The organism is Bacillus sp. FDAARGOS_1420, assembly GCF_019344915.1.
Classification (GTDB): Bacteria; Bacillota; Bacilli; order Bacillales; family Bacillaceae_G; genus Bacillus_A; species Bacillus_A mycoides.
Genome location: NZ_JAHWJB010000001.1, coordinates 1,114,924 through 1,132,110, shown reverse-complemented (window position 1 = coordinate 1,132,110; position 17,187 = coordinate 1,114,924). Strand labels below are relative to the sequence as shown.

Here is a 17,187-nt window from a genome sequence, read left to right as displayed (position 1 = left end):
CCAAGAAGCGTTTTTTGCTTCGAGTGAGAGAGCGAAATGGCCGGAGATTCTAGCCGCTGGAGATGGATATACCTAAAAGCACAAGCGGCTCGTTCAGAATGAGAGGGGGATGGAGCTTCTGACGTAGAGGCGCTTTTTGCCTCGTAGGAAGACGCGAAGCCACCGACCATTCTAGCCGCTGGAGATGGAACTAGATACACCTTAAAGCGCAAGCGGCTCGCCCAGAATCGTAGGGCACTTCAAGCTCTCAATCCAAATATGATTTCCATCTCAAAAAACAAATTTTTTCCATATATTACTCTCTCTAATATTCCCTTAAAAACATAAAAAACTCGCTTACTACGAAATAAGCGAGTCCCCATCTTTTCCCTTTACTTAGTGGTTACATACCTTTTTGAGTCTGCAACAATGTTTTGTAAAAATTCTTCATTTGTCTTTGTTTGACGAAGTTTACGTAAGAAGCCTTCAACAAAGTCTGGTGTATCACGCATTGTTTTACGAATACCCCACAGCTTGTCTAAATGTTCTTTCGGAATTAATAGGTCTTCTTTACGCGTACCAGAGCGACGAATATCAATCGCTGGGAAGATACGGCGCTCAGCTAATGAGCGATCTAAGTGAAGTTCCATATTTCCAGTTCCTTTAAACTCCTCGTAAATTACATCATCCATACGAGACCCTGTATCAACAAGCGCTGTTGCTAAAATCGTTAGGCTACCGCCCTCTTCGATATTACGCGCAGCCCCAAAGAAACGCTTCGGTCTATGAAAAGCAGCAGGATCAATACCACCCGATAAGGTTCTACCACTTGGCGGAATAACAAGGTTGTAAGCACGCGCTAAACGGGTAATACTATCCATTAAAATAACAACGTCCCTTTTATGTTCTACAAGACGCATTGCACGCTCTAATACAAGCTCAGCTACTTTAATATGATTCTCTGGCACTTCATCAAAAGTAGAACTTACAACATCACCTTTAACAGAACGTTCAATATCTGTTACTTCCTCTGGACGCTCATCAATTAAAAGTACAATTAATTCTGCTTCCGGATGATTTGTTGTGACACTGTGTGCAATTTCTTTTAACAGACTTGTTTTACCAGCCTTTGGAGGCGCAACAATTAAACCACGTTGTCCAAATCCAACTGGTGCGATTAAATCCATGATGCGTGTCGGTAACTTTTTCGTTTCCGTCTCCAATTTCATTTGGCGATCTGGGTATAACGGTGTTAATGCAGGGAAATGTACACGCTCTTTTGCTGAGTCTGGATCATCTCCATTTACAGCTTCAACTTGTAGCAATCCAAAATAGCGCTCATTTTCTTTCGGAGGTCGTACTTTACCAGAAACCTTATCTCCATTACGTAAATCGAAACGACGAATTTGCGAAGCCGAGATATAAATATCTTCTGAGCTTGGAGAATAATTGATAGGACGTAAGAATCCAAATCCTTCTGATTGAATAATTTCTAATACGCCTTCCATGAAAAAGAAACCTTCTTTTTCTGCTCGAGCTTTTAAGATAGAGAAGATTAGCTCTTTTTTCGTTAACTTGCTGTAATACGAAATCTTAAATTCCTTCGCAAGCTCGTATAACTCTTTTAATTTCATGTTTTCTAATGCTGCAATTGACAAATTCATTCAGACACCACACTTTAACTTTATTCTCTTTTCACATGGGTAAAGGGAAAAATACGGAAGGCAAATAAATAATAATGAAAGGCAATAAGTTCAAGTAGGATAATATTCACTATTGTAACCCTTTTATCTAGTTTTAATCAATACGTTGAAACACAAATACAAGAAGCGAAGACAAGAAAATTTGTCTTCGCCTTTTCATATTTCTTTCTTTTTTCTACTCACCTGATTTTAAGGCAGAATAGATAAGGTATTTCTGCTTGTATTTAATCCAGCTTCAGCAGCTAGAATGGTCGGTGGCTTCACTTCTTCCTGCGAGGCAAAAAGCGCCTCTACGTCAGAAGCTCCATCCCCCTCCCATTCTGAACGAGCTGCTTACGCTTTTTATTTAATCCAGTTCCAGCGGCTAGAATCTCCGGGCATTTCACTCTCTCACTCGAAGCAAAAAACGCTTCAAGGTCGAGAGTTCCAATGCCCTGCGATTCTGAACGAGCCGCTTGCACTTTTTATTTAATAACCAAATTCGGTTTTTTATTTAAGCTATGACGTCCGTCTACGAAGCGTACTGTGCCTGATTTTGCACGCATAACAAGGGATTGTGTTGTTCCGACGCTACCTTTAAATTGAACGCCTCGTAATAGTTCTCCGTCTGTTACACCTGTTGCTGCAAAGATTGCATCGTCACCTTTTACTAAGTCTTCCATACGAAGGATACGATTGATATCTTCAATACCCATTCTTTTACAACGAGCTAGTTCAGCTTCGTTTTGAGGTAAGAGCTTCCCGTGAATTTCTCCACCTAAGCATTTTAATGCGACCGCAGCTAATACACCTTCAGGTGCTCCACCAGAACCGAATAGAATATCTACACCAGTACGGTCAAATGCTGTATTGATTGCTCCAGCTACATCTCCATCGTTAATTAATTTAATACGAGCACCAGCTTTACGAATTTCTTCGATAATTGCTTGATGACGTGGACGGTTTAAAACTGTCGCTACAACATCTTCGATATCTTTATTTTTCGCTTTCGCCACTGCACGTAAGTTGTCGATAATAGGTGCGTCAATATCAACTGCACCAACTGCTTCTGGGCCAACCGCTATTTTATCCATGTACATGTCAGGAGCATGTAACAAATTGCCGTGATCTGCAATTGCAATAACAGCAAGCGCATTCCATCCGCCAGCTGCTACGATATTTGTCCCTTCTAAAGGATCAACTGCAACGTCTACGCGTGGTCCATATCCTGTACCCAACTTCTCTCCGATATATAGCATTGGCGCTTCATCCATTTCACCTTCGCCAATTACAACTGTACCTTTCATCGGAATTGTATCAAATACATCACGCATAGCTGATGTTGCTGCACCATCTGCCTCATCTTTTTTTCCGCGCCCCATCCAACGCGCTGATGATAATGCTGCAGCCTCTGTTACACGTACTAACTCCATAGATAAACTTCTTTCCACGATAATCCCTCTCCTTTAAATCTTTATATTTCTGCCGTATTTTGTGAACCTTATTTTTCTATAAAGTGTACTTCCGTTAGTAGTGATTCTTCGCTCCCCATTAACGGAAGTATCACCACCTTATCCCGATTGGTGAGGGTTAATAATCAGCGTGGGATACCCCATACTGATTAAAGTTTCACTTTATGCATTCTTCATTTCTTCAATTTCTTGCTTTGTCATTTGTTCTCGCCAAATGTTTGCACCAAGCCCTTTAAGCTTGTCTACTATATTTTCGTAACCTCGATCAATATGATCAAGTCCCGTTACTTCTGTAATGCCATCTGCCATTAAACCCGCAATAACAAGGGATGCACCAGCTCGTAGGTCACTCGCTTTCACCTTCGCACCTTGCAATAAAACAGGTCCAGTCACAATTGCTGAACGGCCTTCTACTTTAATTTGCGCGTTCATACGGCGTAATTCATCAATATGCTTGAAACGTGCGCTGTAAATTGTATCAGTTACAACTCCTGTTCCATGCGCTTTTGTTAAAAGCGTTGTAAACGGCTGTTGTAAATCTGTTGGAAACCCTGGATATACAAGCGTTTTTACATCAACTACTTTTAACCTTCTATTGCCGTTCACTGTAATTTGGTCATCGTTCGTTTCAATTTGAACACCAGCTTCTCTTAGCTTCGCCGTAACGGATTCTAAATGCTGAGGAATAACATTATCAACTGTTACTTCTCCTCCTGATGCTGCTCCTAAAATCATATACGTACCAGCTTCAATACGGTCTGGAATAATAGTGTGGTGACAACCGTGCAGTGAATCCACACCATCAATTCGGATTACGTCTGTACCAGCACCTTTAATACGTGCTCCCATACTCGTTAACAATGTAGCTACATCAATAATCTCTGGTTCTTTCGCTGCATTTTCAATAACAGTTCTACCTTTCGCTCGTACAGCCGCTAGCATAATATTAATCGTAGCTCCTACACTAACAACATCTAAATAAATACGTGCCCCACGTAGTTCGTCTGCTCTTAAATAAATGGCACCTTGTTCATTTGTAACATATGCCCCTAACGCTTCAAACCCTTTAATATGCTGATCAATCGGTCGTGGCCCTAAATGACATCCACCTGGAAGCCCAATAACAGCTTTTTTAAAACGGCCAAGCATTGCACCCATTAAATAATAAGAGGCGCGCAATTTTTTCACTTTTCCATTTGGTAAAGGCATCGCAACCATGTTAGAAGGATCGACTACCATCTCTTCTTCCTGCCCATAAGTTACTTTCCCTCCAATTTCCTCTAGTAAGTCTCCTAACATTTTCACGTCCGAAATATTAGGAACACCGCCAATAGTTACTGGAGTATCTGCTAAAATTGTCGCTGGAATTAGTGCAACAGCACTGTTCTTTGCACCACTCACACGAATCGTTCCATTTAAAGCTCTTCCGCCTTCAATTAGCAACTTTTCCATATTGAGCTCCCTTCTTGTGAATGTATTTATCTTCTACTTCTTTATAAGAAGTAGAAGATTCCCCCTTAAGAATCTCAATCACTCTTTCCATCCTGAAACTCAATAAGTAGAAAACCATCACCTGTAGCTCCCCTGCTATACAAATAGATGAAGATTAACTATTCATCGAATCAAATTACTCAATTCAGATACTTACCACATTTATTAATAGGACTATGCACATTATTTTCTATATTCGCAAACCAAAAATTCACTTTATAAAATCTTTAGACTTGTTCGCGCTTTCATTATACAACGAAAGGAAACCGTCTAAAAGACTAGACGGTTTCCAAAACGGAATTTTATTCTTACGCTTTACCGTTAGAACCGAACTCACGCATTTTACCAGCAACAGTTGCTTTGATAGCGTCGCGGCCAGGTCCAATATATTTACGAGGATCGTAAACTTCTTGGTCTTTGTTTAATGCTTCACGAACAGCTTTTGTAAACTCAATTTGGTTCTCAGTGTTTACGTTAATTTTTGAAGTACCTAAAGAAATAGCTTTTACGATATCAGCAGTTGGGATACCAGTACCACCGTGTAATACTAAAGGTACGCCAGTGAAGTCACGAACTTGTTCCATTTCAGCGAATCCTAAGTTAGGCTCACCTTTGTAAGGACCGTGTACAGAACCTAAAGCTGGAGCTAGGCAATCGATACCTGTTGCTTCAACAAGGTGCTTACACTCTGCTGGATCAGCGTAAATTACGCCTTCAGCGATGATGTCGTCTTCTTGTCCGCCAACTGTTCCAAGCTCAGCTTCAACAGATACGTTACGAGCGTGTGCGTATTCTACCACTTTTTTAGTAGTTTCAACGTTTTCATCGAATGGGTGGTGAGAAGCGTCGATCATTACAGATGTGAAACCTGCATCAATTGCTTCTTTACATTTTTCGAAGCTTGAACCATGGTCAAGGTGAATCGCTACAGGAACAGAAATGTTCATTTCTTCGATTAAAGCTTTAACCATAGCTACAACTGTTTTGAAACCAGTCATATGACGAGCTGCACCCTCAGATACACCTAAGATTACAGGAGATTTTTCTTCTTCCGCAGCAGCTAAGATAGCTTGAGTCCACTCTAAGTTGTTCATGTTGAATTGACCAACTGCGTATTTTCCTTCTAGTGCTGTGTTTAGCATTTCTTTCATAGAAACTAAAGGCATGGTGAATCCTCCTAAAAAACGTTTTTTGTATCCGATAAATTCTTATCGCTGGTAGTATGACCAGAATAAGGTAAAATATGTATATTTACATACCGGACTTCTTTCTACACTCAATAGGATAACAACTTGTACTCAAAAACTCAACTGTATTCACCTGCTCAATAGTCCATGTAAACGCTTTTTTCCATATTTTTTATAAAAAATTCATTTTTTACGCCTCAACAGCAAGCTGATCTCTCACTGCTTGACGAATCTCATCAATATCAAACGGTTTAGCAAAGTGCATTAAAGCTCCTAAATCTTTCGCTTCTTGAATCATATCCAATTCTCCATAAGCAGTCATTAAAATCACTTTAATACTCTCATCAATTTCTTTTACATGTTTTAAAATCTCTATACCATCCATACCTGGGATTTTCATATCTAACACTACTAAATCCGGATTATCTTTTTTCACGATATCTAAAGCTTGAAATCCATTCGCTGCTTGGAACGTCTGATAACCTTCTTTTTGGAACACTTCATGCAATAAAACACGAATGCCATATTGATCATCAACGATTAAAATTTTCCCTTCCATAACTCCCAACCTTTCTGTGTAAGTACAAGATTTAAAGCTTCTTATATCTTATCGGTTTATTTTCGCTACTCTTTGCCAAATCCCTTCCTATTCTTTCTTATTTTACCGTTTCCTATTTTGTTATGCCACCCTACTATTTCCCCTTTCCAAAAAAAATAAGCTATAATGAGAACCAGCTAACACGAAAGAAAGGAGCAACAACATGTTAAAAATTTTCTCGACTCAATTAAGTGGATATTTCTCTCGAATTTCTCAAAAAGAGGAATTGAATATAGAAGATAGCGCTCGTCTACTTGCCCAGGCGTTAGTTGGCGACGGCTTCATTTACTTGCATGGTACAAACGAAATGGAAGGTATTGTTTCAGAAGCATTATTTGGCGCCGAACCAATGAAACAAGCAAAACGTTTAATAGAAAACGGTGAACCGGCGGCAGTGACTTCTGCGGACCGCGTACTTCTTATTAGTCGTTTTTCGACAGATGAAGAAATTATAAAAACCGCGAAAAAACTTCATGAAGAAGGCCAATCTATCGTTGGAATCTCGGCTATTCAAGAAGGTGTTGAATCACTGGAACAATATACAGATGTACATATTGATACAAAGCTGTTAAAAGGTCTTATTCCAGATGATGAAGGTAACCGCTATGGGTTCCCAAGTTTAATTATAGCTTTATTTGCTTATCACGGATTGAAATTTACAATTGATGAAATGTTAAACGAATATTAAAAAAAGCGCCCTATTTCAGGCGCTTTTTTTATTACTTGCTCTCTTTATTCGTAATAGAAGCACTTACGAAGTCATGGAACAATGGTTGTGGACGGTTTGGACGAGATACAAGTTCTGGATGGAACTGTGCTGCCACGAACCAAGGGTGATCTTGTAATTCAATAATTTCCACTAGACGACCGTCTGGGCTTGTACCAGAGAATACAAATCCTGCTTTTTCCATATCTGGACGGAATTGATTGTTGAACTCATAACGATGACGATGACGCTCATATACAACCGGCTCATTGTAAGCATTGTAAGCATTTGTTTCTTCAGCAAGCTTACATGGATATAGACCAAGACGAAGTGTACCACCTAAATCTTCTACATCTTTTTGTTCTGGTAATAAATCGATAATTGCATAAGGTGTGTCAGGATTAATTTCAGAAGAGTTAGCTCCTTCTAATCCTAATACGTTACGTGCAAATTCGATTGATGCAAGTTGCATACCTAGGCAAATTCCTAAGAATGGAACTTTGTTTTCACGAGCATATTGAATTGCAACGATTTTACCTTCTACACCACGATCGCCGAAGCCACCTGGTACAAGGATACCATCTGTGTCGCCAACTAATTCTTTTACGTTCTCTGCTGTTACGTGCTCAGCATTTACCCATTTCACTTCTACATCTGTGTCGAATGAATAACCTGCATGACGAAGCGCTTCTACAACAGAAATGTATGCATCTTGAAGCTCTACGTATTTACCAACAAGAGCGATTTTTGTTTTCTTAGAAAGGTTACGTACTTTATTAACTAGCGCAGTCCAATCTGTCATATCTGCAGCTGGATTGTCTAACTTCAAGTGATCACAAACGATTTGGTCCATGTTTTGTTCTTGAAGAGATAATGGAACCGCATATAAAGTATCTGCATCGCGTGCTTCGATAACTGCTTTTGTATCGATGTCACAGAATAATGCAAGCTTGTCTTTCATGTCCTGAGAAACAGGTAGTTCTGTACGAACAACGATAATATTTGGTTGAATACCTAAGCTGCGAAGCTCTTTAACGCTATGTTGCGTTGGTTTTGTTTTCATTTCACCCGCTGCTTTTAAGTACGGGATTAACGTACAGTGAATGTACATTACATTGTCACGACCGATGTCGCTCTTAATTTGACGAATTGCTTCTAAGAATGGTAGAGACTCGATATCACCAACAGTTCCACCGATTTCTGTAATAACAACGTCGGCATTTGTTTCGCGACCAGAACGATATACACGTTCTTTAATTTCGTTAGTAATGTGAGGAATAACTTGAACTGTTCCTCCTAAATATTCACCACGACGCTCTTTTTGAAGAACTGAAGAGTAAATTTTACCTGTTGTTACGTTGCTGTATTTGTTTAAGTTGATGTCGATAAAACGCTCATAGTGACCTAGGTCTAAGTCCGTTTCTGCACCATCATCTGTTACGAATACCTCACCGTGTTGGTAGGGGCTCATAGTCCCTGGGTCTACGTTAATGTATGGATCAAACTTTTGAATAGTTACGTTTAAACCACGATTCTTTAAAAGTCTTCCAAGAGATGCTGCTGTAATACCTTTACCTAAAGACGATACTACACCGCCTGTTACAAAAATATACTTAGTCATGAAAATACTCCCTTCTACTTCGTTGTTATATAATCACCGTTGCAAAGCGCAACGTATGTAGATAACACTGTATCTATCTTATTGTTAGGCTCTTTTTATTTTCTAAACAAAAAACAAAAAAGAAAATTGCTCCCCTCATCACATAAAGTAATAAGTAGGGAGCAATTTTCTTTTATATTTACACTTTAAAAGTATTATCGTCTTTTTTTAAAGAGCCCAAAAATGATTCTACATGGACGATAATGAAAAGTCAAGAACTACCGCTCTTCCTCTTCTTCTTCTTCAGTTTCATCATACTCAAGTTCTTCTTCTGCGAAGTCTTCATTATCTTCTTCTAAATCATCAAGATCATCATCTTCATCGTCTGCGTCTTCGTCTTCAAGAACTTTGTCCAAATCTACTACATCTTCTTCTACTTCTTCTGCTTCTTCTTCTTCTACATCATCTTCTTCAATGTAGTCGTCAAAACCGTCTTCTTCAACTTTGCGTTTCTTCTTCGGTTTTGGCTGAGGCAGAATTTCTTCATCAATTTGCTCATATGGGTACCAGCTACGTAGCCCCCAACGATTTTCTCCTAAATTAATGAAACGTCCATCGATGTTTAAATCTGTATAAAATTGTGCGAGTTTCGTATTAACTTGCCCTTGAGATAGTCCCAGCACTTGAGCGATTTCTTGAACCAACTCGTTGAATGTCGTTGCTTGTCTTTTATTCCCTAAAACACTATGTACAACTTCAATCATTGAACATTCTTTTAGCTCTTCTGGTGAATATTGCTTAAAACCCACTTATGCGGCACTTCCTTTCTTCAAATATAAGCTTATATATAACGGTCTGCTTAAAAAAATCCATACTATTCATTATAAACAAAAGTCGCACAAATATGCTACAAAAAAAACGGGAAACTTTTATCCCGCTATTTACGGGCAATAAAATTATAATTTGTCCATTCTTTATTTCGGAGACATATGTGCTCCTTGCAGTACATACCTAATTTGCATTTCTGTATATTCTTCGAGAGTATACAGTTTTTGCAGGGCCCAACGTCTAAATCCCCACATTTGTCCTTGTATGAAAATATTATGTGCAAGAAGCTGTATTTCCTTTTTATTTAGTGTAAATGTCCCATTTTCCGTACACTGCTCTAAAATATCCTCAAACATCCCGACCATTTGAAACTCTTTTTCTAATACATATGGGAGTGATTCTTTCGGTAAAAAACGTACCTCTTGATACATAATTAATACTTCTTCTTGCAATTCATCCATCACTTTAAAATAATTCATTATCGCTATCTTTAAGCTTTCCATACTTCCCTTCTCTGTACACACTACTTCCTCTAACCGCTCTTTTACATGTTCATAAATACTATCACAAACTAAATATAATACATCATCTTTTGTGCGAATATACTCATAAAGTGTTCCGATACTAAATCCAGCCGCTTTCGCAATTTCTCTCGTTGTTGTACGTGGGAATCCTTTTTGCTTAAACAGCTGCACCGCACCTTTAATCATTTGTTCACGTCTTAACGCAACTAATTTTTCATCTTTCACTGACGCATGTACATTATGTTTAACCATCCCTTCACCTCTCTCTATTATTTTTGGAAGTAAAAAGCGTAGGAAAATACCTACGCTTTCGTTCCTACTTCGTTAACATACGAGAAATTACAAGCCTTTGAATCTCTTGTGTTCCCTCATATATTTGTGTAATCTTTGCATCGCGCATATAACGCTCTACTGGATAATCTTTCGTATAACCATAACCACCAAATACTTGTACCGCTTCAGTCGTTACCTTCATCGCTGTATCACCTGCAAATACTTTTGACATCGCTGACTCTTTCCCATACGGAAGCCCTTCAGATTCAAGCCAAGCCGCTTGATATGTTAAAAGACGCGCTGCCTCTACATCCGTTGCCATATCCGCAAGTTTAAAGCCAATTCCTTGTTGCGCTGCAATTGGCTTCCCAAACTGATGACGTTCTCTTGCATATTCTACAGAAGCATCTAAAGCGGATTGTGCAATACCGACTGCTTGTGCCGCAATACCATTACGGCCGCCATCTAATGTCTGCATCGCAACTTTAAATCCTTGGCCCTCTTCCCCTAGTAAATTCTCTACAGGAATACGGCAGTCTTCAAATATAATTTCAGTTGTTGGCGAAGAACGAATCCCTAGCTTACTTTCCTTCTTCCCAACCGAAAATCCTAGCGTATCACTCTCCACAATAAATGCACTCGTGCCGCGCTGCTTCGAATCAGGATCTGTTAATGCAAAAACAACATAAATATCAGCAATACCGCCATTTGTAATAAAGATTTTCGAACCATTTAAAATGTAATGGTCTCCATCTCGTTTTGCAGTCGTCCTCATTCCACCAGCATCTGATCCAGAGCTTGGTTCTGTTAAGCCATATGCACCAATTTTCTTCCCTTCAGCCATTGGGCGCAAAAACTTTTGTTTTTGCTCTTCCGTTCCAAATTTAAAAATTGGCCATCCAGCAAGTGAAGTATGTGCAGACAACGTTACACCTGTAGAAGCACAAACGCGGGATAATTCTTCAACGGCAATTACATACGCCAAGTAATCGCTTCCAATTCCGCCGTATTCTTCAGGCCACGGAATACCGGTTAAACCAAGCTCTGCCATTTGATCAAATAAAGCGCGATCAAACCTTTCTTCCTCATCACGTTCAGCTGCTGTCGGTGCTACTTCATTCCTTGCAAAATCCCGAACCATTTTTCTTATCATTTCATGTTCTTCTGATAATTTAAAATGCATTCCCATCTCCCCCTCTGCCTTTTTATAAAGCTCGACTAATTACAAGCTTTTGTATTTCGCTCGTTCCTTCATATATTTGCGTGATCTTCGCATCACGGAAAAATCTTTCGACTGGATAATCTTTCGTATAACCATAACCACCAAATACTTGCACCGCTTCAATCGCAACTTCAACAGCCGTCTTAGAAGCAAATAATTTCGCAATAGAAGCCTCTTTACCGCATGGTAATCCTTGTGCTCTTAGCGATGCTGCTCTGTATACAAGTAATCGCGATGCTTCTACACTTGTTGCCATATCTGCAAGTTTGAATCCGAGTCCTTGCTGCGCCGCAATTGGCTTTCCGAATTGCTCACGCTCTTTCGCATAATCAATCGCACATGCAAGCGCCGCTTCCGCGATTCCTAATGCTTGCGCTCCGATTCCAATTCGCCCAACATCTAAATTCGCCATTGCCACCTTAAATCCTTGTCCTTCTTCACCAAGTAAATTCTCGGCCGGCACTTTCATATCTTCAAACGTAAGTTGCACTGTACGAGAACCAAGAAGACCCATCTTATGCTCATCTTTTCCAATGATTAAGCCTGGTGTATCTTTCTCTACTATAAATGCTGAAATACCACTTTTCCCCGCCTCTGGATTTGTAGACGCGAAGACGATATATGTACTTGCTTCACCACCATTTGTAATAAAGACTTTCGATCCATTAATGATGTAGTGATCGCCCTTCTTTACAGCTCTTGATTTCAAACTACCTGCATCTGATCCTGCATTCGGTTCTGTTAGAGCAAATGCGCCTAAATACTCACCAGTCGCCAATTTAGAAACATATTTCTGCTTCTGTTCTTCTGTTCCAAAGTATAAAATCGGATTCATTCCAACTGACGTATGTACAGCTAAAATTACACCAACCGTTGCACTTACCTTTGAAATTTCCTCAATTGCTAGAATGTAAGAAATAAAATCCATTTCTGCCCCGCCATATTTTGCAGGCGCTGGAATACCCATTAGTCCAAGCTCACCCATCTTTTGTAAAATCTCTTTCGGGAACACCCCTTGTTCCATACTAGGAACAAAGGGAGCTATTTCCTTCTGTGCAAAATCTCGAACCATTTTCCTCATCATTTGTTGCTCTTCAGTAAAATGAAAATTCATGTACTTCGCCTCCGTTTGCTATATATCTTTTTAACAATCTGGTAAGACCACTACTTCAATAAAGGGAGGCCTTTATTCGTAAACGTAGAAACCACGACCCGTTTTACGTCCCAACCATCCTGCATTCACATACTTACGTAATAATGGACATGGGCGGTATTTACTATCTCCTAATCCTTCATGCAACACTTCCATAATGTATAAACACGTATCTAAACCGATAAAGTCAGCTAACGTAAGTGGTCCCATCGGATGGTTCATACCGAGCTTCATTACGTCATCAATCGCTTCTTTCGTCGCTACTCCTTCGTATAACGTATAAATCGCTTCGTTAATCATCGGTAATAAAATACGGTTCGATACAAACCCTGGGAAATCATTTACTTCAACTGGCACTTTCCCGATTTTTTTCGTAATATCCTCAATCGTTTCGTACACTGCATCATCTGTAGCTAAACCACGAATAATTTCAACGAGTTTCATAACTGGAACCGGATTCATAAAGTGCATGCCGATTACTTTCTCAGGACGTTTCGTTACCGCTGCAATTTCCGTAATTGGTAACGATGACGTATTCGTCGCTAAAATTGCGTGTTCTGGAGCGATTTCATCTAAATTCGCAAAAATTTTCTTTTTAATATCCATTTTTTCAACAGCTGCTTCAATAATAAGATCAGCTTCTTTGACACTATTTAAATCGAGCGTCCATGTAAGACGCTTTAAAGTCGCATCTTTCTCTTCTTCCTTCATACGGCCTTTTTCTACTTGGCGGGCTAAATTTTTCGAAATAACAGCTAGCCCTCTATCTAATTGCTCTTGCTTTAAATCTTGCACTTTCACATCATAGCCTGCCATTGCACACACTTGTGCGATACCTGAACCCATTTGCCCTGCACCAATTACAACAATCTTTTGTACACTCATTTTTTCTTCCCCCTTAATTGTTAATAAACTATATATCTTCTAATCTTAATTAGTGAACTTCAATCATCACTGCATCACCTTGACCGCCACCGCTACAAATAGAAGCAATTCCAATTCCGCCGCCGCGCTGCTTCAGTGCATGGATAAGTGTAACGATAATACGTGCTCCGCTCGCTCCAATTGGATGCCCCATTGCTACAGCACCGCCATTTACATTCAATTTTTCCGGATCGATCCCTGCGATTTCTGTACTTGCAATTGCTACCGCTGCAAAAGCTTCATTAATCTCAAATAAATCGATTTCTTCAATTGTCTTACCTGTCTTTTTCAGCAATTCATTAATTGCATAACCTGGTGTTCTTGGGAAATCCTTCGATTCTACCGCAATCGCCGTATGCGCCAAAATTGTCGCTAATGGTTTTCTTCCTTCTTGCTTCGCTCTGTCCTCGCTCATTAATACAAGTGCAGCACCGCCATCATTTAGTCCCGGAGCATTACCTGCTGTCACCGCTGACGTCTTATCAAATACAGGCTTTAATTTCGCTAATTTTTCAATCGTTGTATCCGCGCGTGGTGCCTCATCCTTAGCCACGACGATAGGATCGCCTTTTCTTTGCTGAATTGTTACTGGTACAATCTCCTCTTCAAAACGCCCTTCTTTATGTGCCGAAACCGCACGTTGATGGCTACGATATGCCCATTCATCTTGTGCTTCGCGAGAGATTCCATCTTCCTTCGCAACTTCTCCGCCATAAACACCCATGTGTATACCTGAAAATGCGCATGTTAAACCGTCTGCAACGTTTAAATCGATAACTTCGTTGTTACCCATTCTGTATCCCCATCTTGCCCCTCGTAAAATGTAAGGGCTGTTACTCATCGATTCCATTCCACCAGCTACAATCAGTGATTGATCACCAGTACGAATAATTTGATCTGCTAACGTAACTGCGCGAAGCCCTGATGCACAAACTTTATTTATTGTTTCTGTCTGCACTTCCCAAGGAATGCCGGCCGCTCTTGCTGCTTGGCGTGATGGAATTTGTCCTTGCCCTCCTTGGATAACCGTTCCGAATATAACTTCTTCAACATCACTAGCGGAAACATTCGCTCTTTCAAGCGCTGCCTTAATTGCGATTCCTCCAAGTTCTGTTGCTTTCACGTCTTTTAAAGTTCCTCCAAATTTTCCAACCGGTGTTCTTGCAGCACTTAAAATAACTGTTTTACTCATGTTTCTTTCCCCCATTTCTTTTTTTAGCACCGAGCGCTCGCTCGGTATCCTTGCGCCTAGAAGAGGTGCAATTATTGCACCTCTTTCTAAATTTGAATGCATTCCTACAAACTACATTGCTTCTTTCTTCTGTCCGATAACTGAGCGTTCTAAAATCTCTGTTACGTCCAAAGTTTGAACTGTTTCTTCAACTTCTTTCGCTTTCGTACCGTCACTAATCATCGTTAAGCAATACGGGCATCCTGTACCGATAATTGACGGCTGTACAGCTAGCGCTTGTTCTGTACGAGCAACGTTAATACGAGAACCTGTCGTTTCTTCCATCCACATTAGGCCGCCACCCGCACCACAGCACATTCCCGTTTCACGGTTACGCGCCATTTCTACAAGGTTTACACCTGGAATTGCTTTTAGAATATCGCGCGGCGCTTCGTATACTTCGTTGTATCTTCCTAAGTAACAGGAATCATGGTACGTAACTGTCTCTTCAATAGAATGGACAGGTTTTAAACGACCTTCCTTTACCCACTGGGCTAGTAATTCTGTATGATGATAGACTTCTGCTTGTAAGCCAAAGTCCGGGTACTCATTTTTAAAAGTGTTATAAGCATGAGGGTCAATCGTAACGATTTTCTTCACTCCTGCTTTTTCAAATTCTTCAATATTTTTAGTCGCCATTTCCTGGAATACAAATTCATTTCCAAGGCGGCGCGGTGTATCACCAGAGTTCTTTTCCTTATTACCAAGAATTGCGAATGAAATGCCTGCTTCGTTCATTAGCTTCGCAAATGATATCGCAATCTTCTGACTGCGATTGTCATACGAACCCATTGATCCAACCCAGAATAAGTATTCAAACTCTTCGCCAGCTTTTGATTTCTCCTTTACAGTTGGAACTGTTACTTCATCGTCACCTTGGCGCCATGTTTCACGCTCTTTACGGTTCAGTCCCCACGGATTACCTTGACGCTCAATGTTTGTCATTGCACGTTGCGCTTCCGCGTCCATTTTTCCTTCTGTTAAAACGAGATAGCGGCGTAAATCAATAATTTTGTCAACATGCTCATTCATAACTGGGCACTGGTCCTCACAGTTACGACACGTTGTACATGCCCAAATCTCTTCTTCTGTAATAACGTCTCCGATTAAACTTGGGTCGTACGCTAGCGCTGTAGCCGCTGATTCTTGTTGTCCTTTTCCAGCTGCCATCATCGCTAACTGATTTCCTTGTGTATTATTAAAAGCAACAACTGGAACCCACGGTGCTTTTGATGTTACCGCTGCTCCTTTATCAGTTAAATGATCACGAAGTTTTAAAATTAAATCCATCGGTGATAACATTTTCCCTGTTCCTGTTGCCGGACACATATTTGTACAACGACCACATTCGACGCAGGAATATAAGTCGATAAGTTGATTTTGTCTAAAGTCTTCAATTTTACCAACACCGAATGTTTCTTGCGTTTCATCTTCAAAATCGATTTTTTCAAGTTTTCCTGGATTTGAAAGACGACCAAAAAATACGTTAACTGGTCCAGCAATTAAATGCGCATGTTTTGATTGTGGAACATAAACTAAAAACGTTAACAAAATTAGTAAATGCACCCACCAAGAGAAATAGAACACTGAAATGGCTACGGTTTCATTTAATCCTGAGAAAACGTAAGCGATTGCAGAAGCGATAGGTTCACTCCACGAAAGCTCTTCGCCGTGCCATATAATTCCCATCCCATTACCAAGTAGCACAGAAATCATTAAGCCACCAATAAAGATAAGAACAAGACCTGATTTGAAATTACGTTTCAAACGAACAAGCTTTTCAACATAGCGTCTATGAAAAGCCCAAAAGACTGCAATTAAAATAACGAGTGTGACAATTTCCTGGAAGAATGTAAATGCAGGGTATAGTGGTCCAAGTGGAAGATGCGATCCTGGTGCAAGTCCTTTCCAAACGAAGTCAATTGCTCCAAATTGGACAAGAATAAATCCGTAAAAGAACATAACGTGAATGATGCCGCTCTTTTTATCTTTCAGCAGCTTTTTCTGACCGAAAACATTGACCTTAAGAAGATCCCAACGCTCTTTAAAACGACGGTCAAATTCGATCTTTTTTCCTAATTGTATGTAGGCCATCCTTGTTCGTATAAGATATACAAACAAATACCCCGCATAAGCAATAACTGCAATGGCAGCCAGCCAATTAATGATTAGTAAGCTATTCATTTTATGCTACCCCTCTCTTTGTAAGCTCTCTTTCTTTTTTAGAATCTTCGAAAATATATAATTTTCTGAATTATATCCCCTATTCCCATTATATAATGAGTGAGCATTCAGTCAACAGTTTTTTGTTATACAA

14 protein-coding genes are annotated in these 17,187 nt (G+C 39.9%); 1 reads left to right on the top strand and 13 read right to left on the bottom strand.

Going from position 1 to position 17,187, the window contains the following annotated elements; genetic code table 11:
• Positions 1–371: 371 nt before the first annotated feature.
• The 5 genes from rho to spo0F all read right to left on the bottom strand — a co-directional run bounded on the left by rho (position 372) and on the right by spo0F (position 6,370).
• Entirely contained in the window at positions 372–1,643 is a 1,272-nt protein-coding gene (rho, locus tag I6L50_RS05860; RefSeq protein ID WP_002016308.1) for a transcription termination factor Rho, read from the bottom strand.
• Positions 1,644–2,146: 503 nt separating this feature from the next.
• On the bottom strand, positions 2,147–3,112 hold the full coding sequence (glpX, locus tag I6L50_RS05855) for a class II fructose-bisphosphatase (protein ID WP_002016310.1): 966 nt from the start codon (positions 3,110–3,112) through the stop codon (positions 2,147–2,149).
• Between the two features lie 183 nt (positions 3,113–3,295).
• The gene (gene murA, locus I6L50_RS05850; protein WP_002034893.1) at positions 3,296–4,585 is read right to left on the bottom strand and encodes a UDP-N-acetylglucosamine 1-carboxyvinyltransferase; all 1,290 of its coding nucleotides are present in this window, start codon (positions 4,583–4,585) and stop codon (positions 3,296–3,298) included.
• A gap of 347 nt (positions 4,586–4,932) precedes the next feature.
• Positions 4,933–5,790, bottom strand: coding sequence for a class II fructose-bisphosphate aldolase (locus I6L50_RS05845; protein WP_002016312.1), 858 nt, complete (start codon positions 5,788–5,790; stop codon positions 4,933–4,935).
• A gap of 211 nt (positions 5,791–6,001) precedes the next feature.
• Positions 6,002–6,370 (bottom strand): sporulation initiation phosphotransferase Spo0F, encoded by a 369-nt coding sequence (gene spo0F, locus I6L50_RS05840; RefSeq protein WP_000398592.1) that lies wholly within the window; start codon positions 6,368–6,370, stop codon positions 6,002–6,004.
• Positions 6,371–6,572: 202 nt separating this feature from the next.
• Between spo0F and I6L50_RS05835 the strand changes: the two genes are divergently transcribed.
• Positions 6,573–7,097 carry a DUF2529 domain-containing protein gene (locus tag I6L50_RS05835; RefSeq protein ID WP_219300820.1) on the top strand — a complete coding sequence of 175 codons (525 nt, stop codon included), beginning with the start codon at positions 6,573–6,575 and terminating at the stop codon, positions 7,095–7,097.
• 31 nt (positions 7,098–7,128) lie between these two features.
• Here I6L50_RS05835 and pyrG read toward each other — a convergent pair whose 3' ends face one another.
• The 8 genes from pyrG to I6L50_RS05795 all read right to left on the bottom strand — a co-directional run bounded on the left by pyrG (position 7,129) and on the right by I6L50_RS05795 (position 17,054).
• Positions 7,129–8,736, bottom strand: a complete 1,608-nt coding sequence (pyrG, locus tag I6L50_RS05830) for a CTP synthase (protein WP_002016314.1) — start codon at positions 8,734–8,736, stop codon at positions 7,129–7,131.
• A 257-nt stretch (positions 8,737–8,993) separates the two neighbouring features.
• Positions 8,994–9,524 (bottom strand): DNA-directed RNA polymerase subunit delta, encoded by a 531-nt coding sequence (gene rpoE, locus I6L50_RS05825; protein WP_002016316.1) that lies wholly within the window; start codon positions 9,522–9,524, stop codon positions 8,994–8,996.
• Between the two features lie 165 nt (positions 9,525–9,689).
• The gene (locus I6L50_RS05820; RefSeq protein WP_219300818.1) at positions 9,690–10,319 is read right to left on the bottom strand and encodes a TetR/AcrR family transcriptional regulator; all 630 of its coding nucleotides are present in this window, start codon (positions 10,317–10,319) and stop codon (positions 9,690–9,692) included.
• A gap of 64 nt (positions 10,320–10,383) precedes the next feature.
• The gene (gene acdA, locus I6L50_RS05815) at positions 10,384–11,523 is read right to left on the bottom strand and encodes an acyl-CoA dehydrogenase AcdA (protein WP_002016320.1); all 1,140 of its coding nucleotides are present in this window, start codon (positions 11,521–11,523) and stop codon (positions 10,384–10,386) included.
• 22 nt (positions 11,524–11,545) lie between these two features.
• The gene (locus tag I6L50_RS05810; RefSeq protein ID WP_113936183.1) at positions 11,546–12,676 is read right to left on the bottom strand and encodes an acyl-CoA dehydrogenase; all 1,131 of its coding nucleotides are present in this window, start codon (positions 12,674–12,676) and stop codon (positions 11,546–11,548) included.
• Positions 12,677–12,748: 72 nt separating this feature from the next.
• The gene (locus I6L50_RS05805) at positions 12,749–13,600 is read right to left on the bottom strand and encodes a 3-hydroxybutyryl-CoA dehydrogenase (protein ID WP_219300816.1); all 852 of its coding nucleotides are present in this window, start codon (positions 13,598–13,600) and stop codon (positions 12,749–12,751) included.
• 49 nt (positions 13,601–13,649) lie between these two features.
• Complete coding sequence (locus I6L50_RS05800) at positions 13,650–14,933, bottom strand: acetyl-CoA C-acetyltransferase (RefSeq protein ID WP_219300814.1); 1,284 nt, start codon at positions 14,931–14,933, stop codon at positions 13,650–13,652.
• 9 nt (positions 14,934–14,942) lie between these two features.
• Complete coding sequence (locus I6L50_RS05795; RefSeq protein ID WP_219300812.1) at positions 14,943–17,054, bottom strand: (Fe-S)-binding protein; 2,112 nt, start codon at positions 17,052–17,054, stop codon at positions 14,943–14,945.
• Positions 17,055–17,187 lie beyond the last annotated feature (133 nt).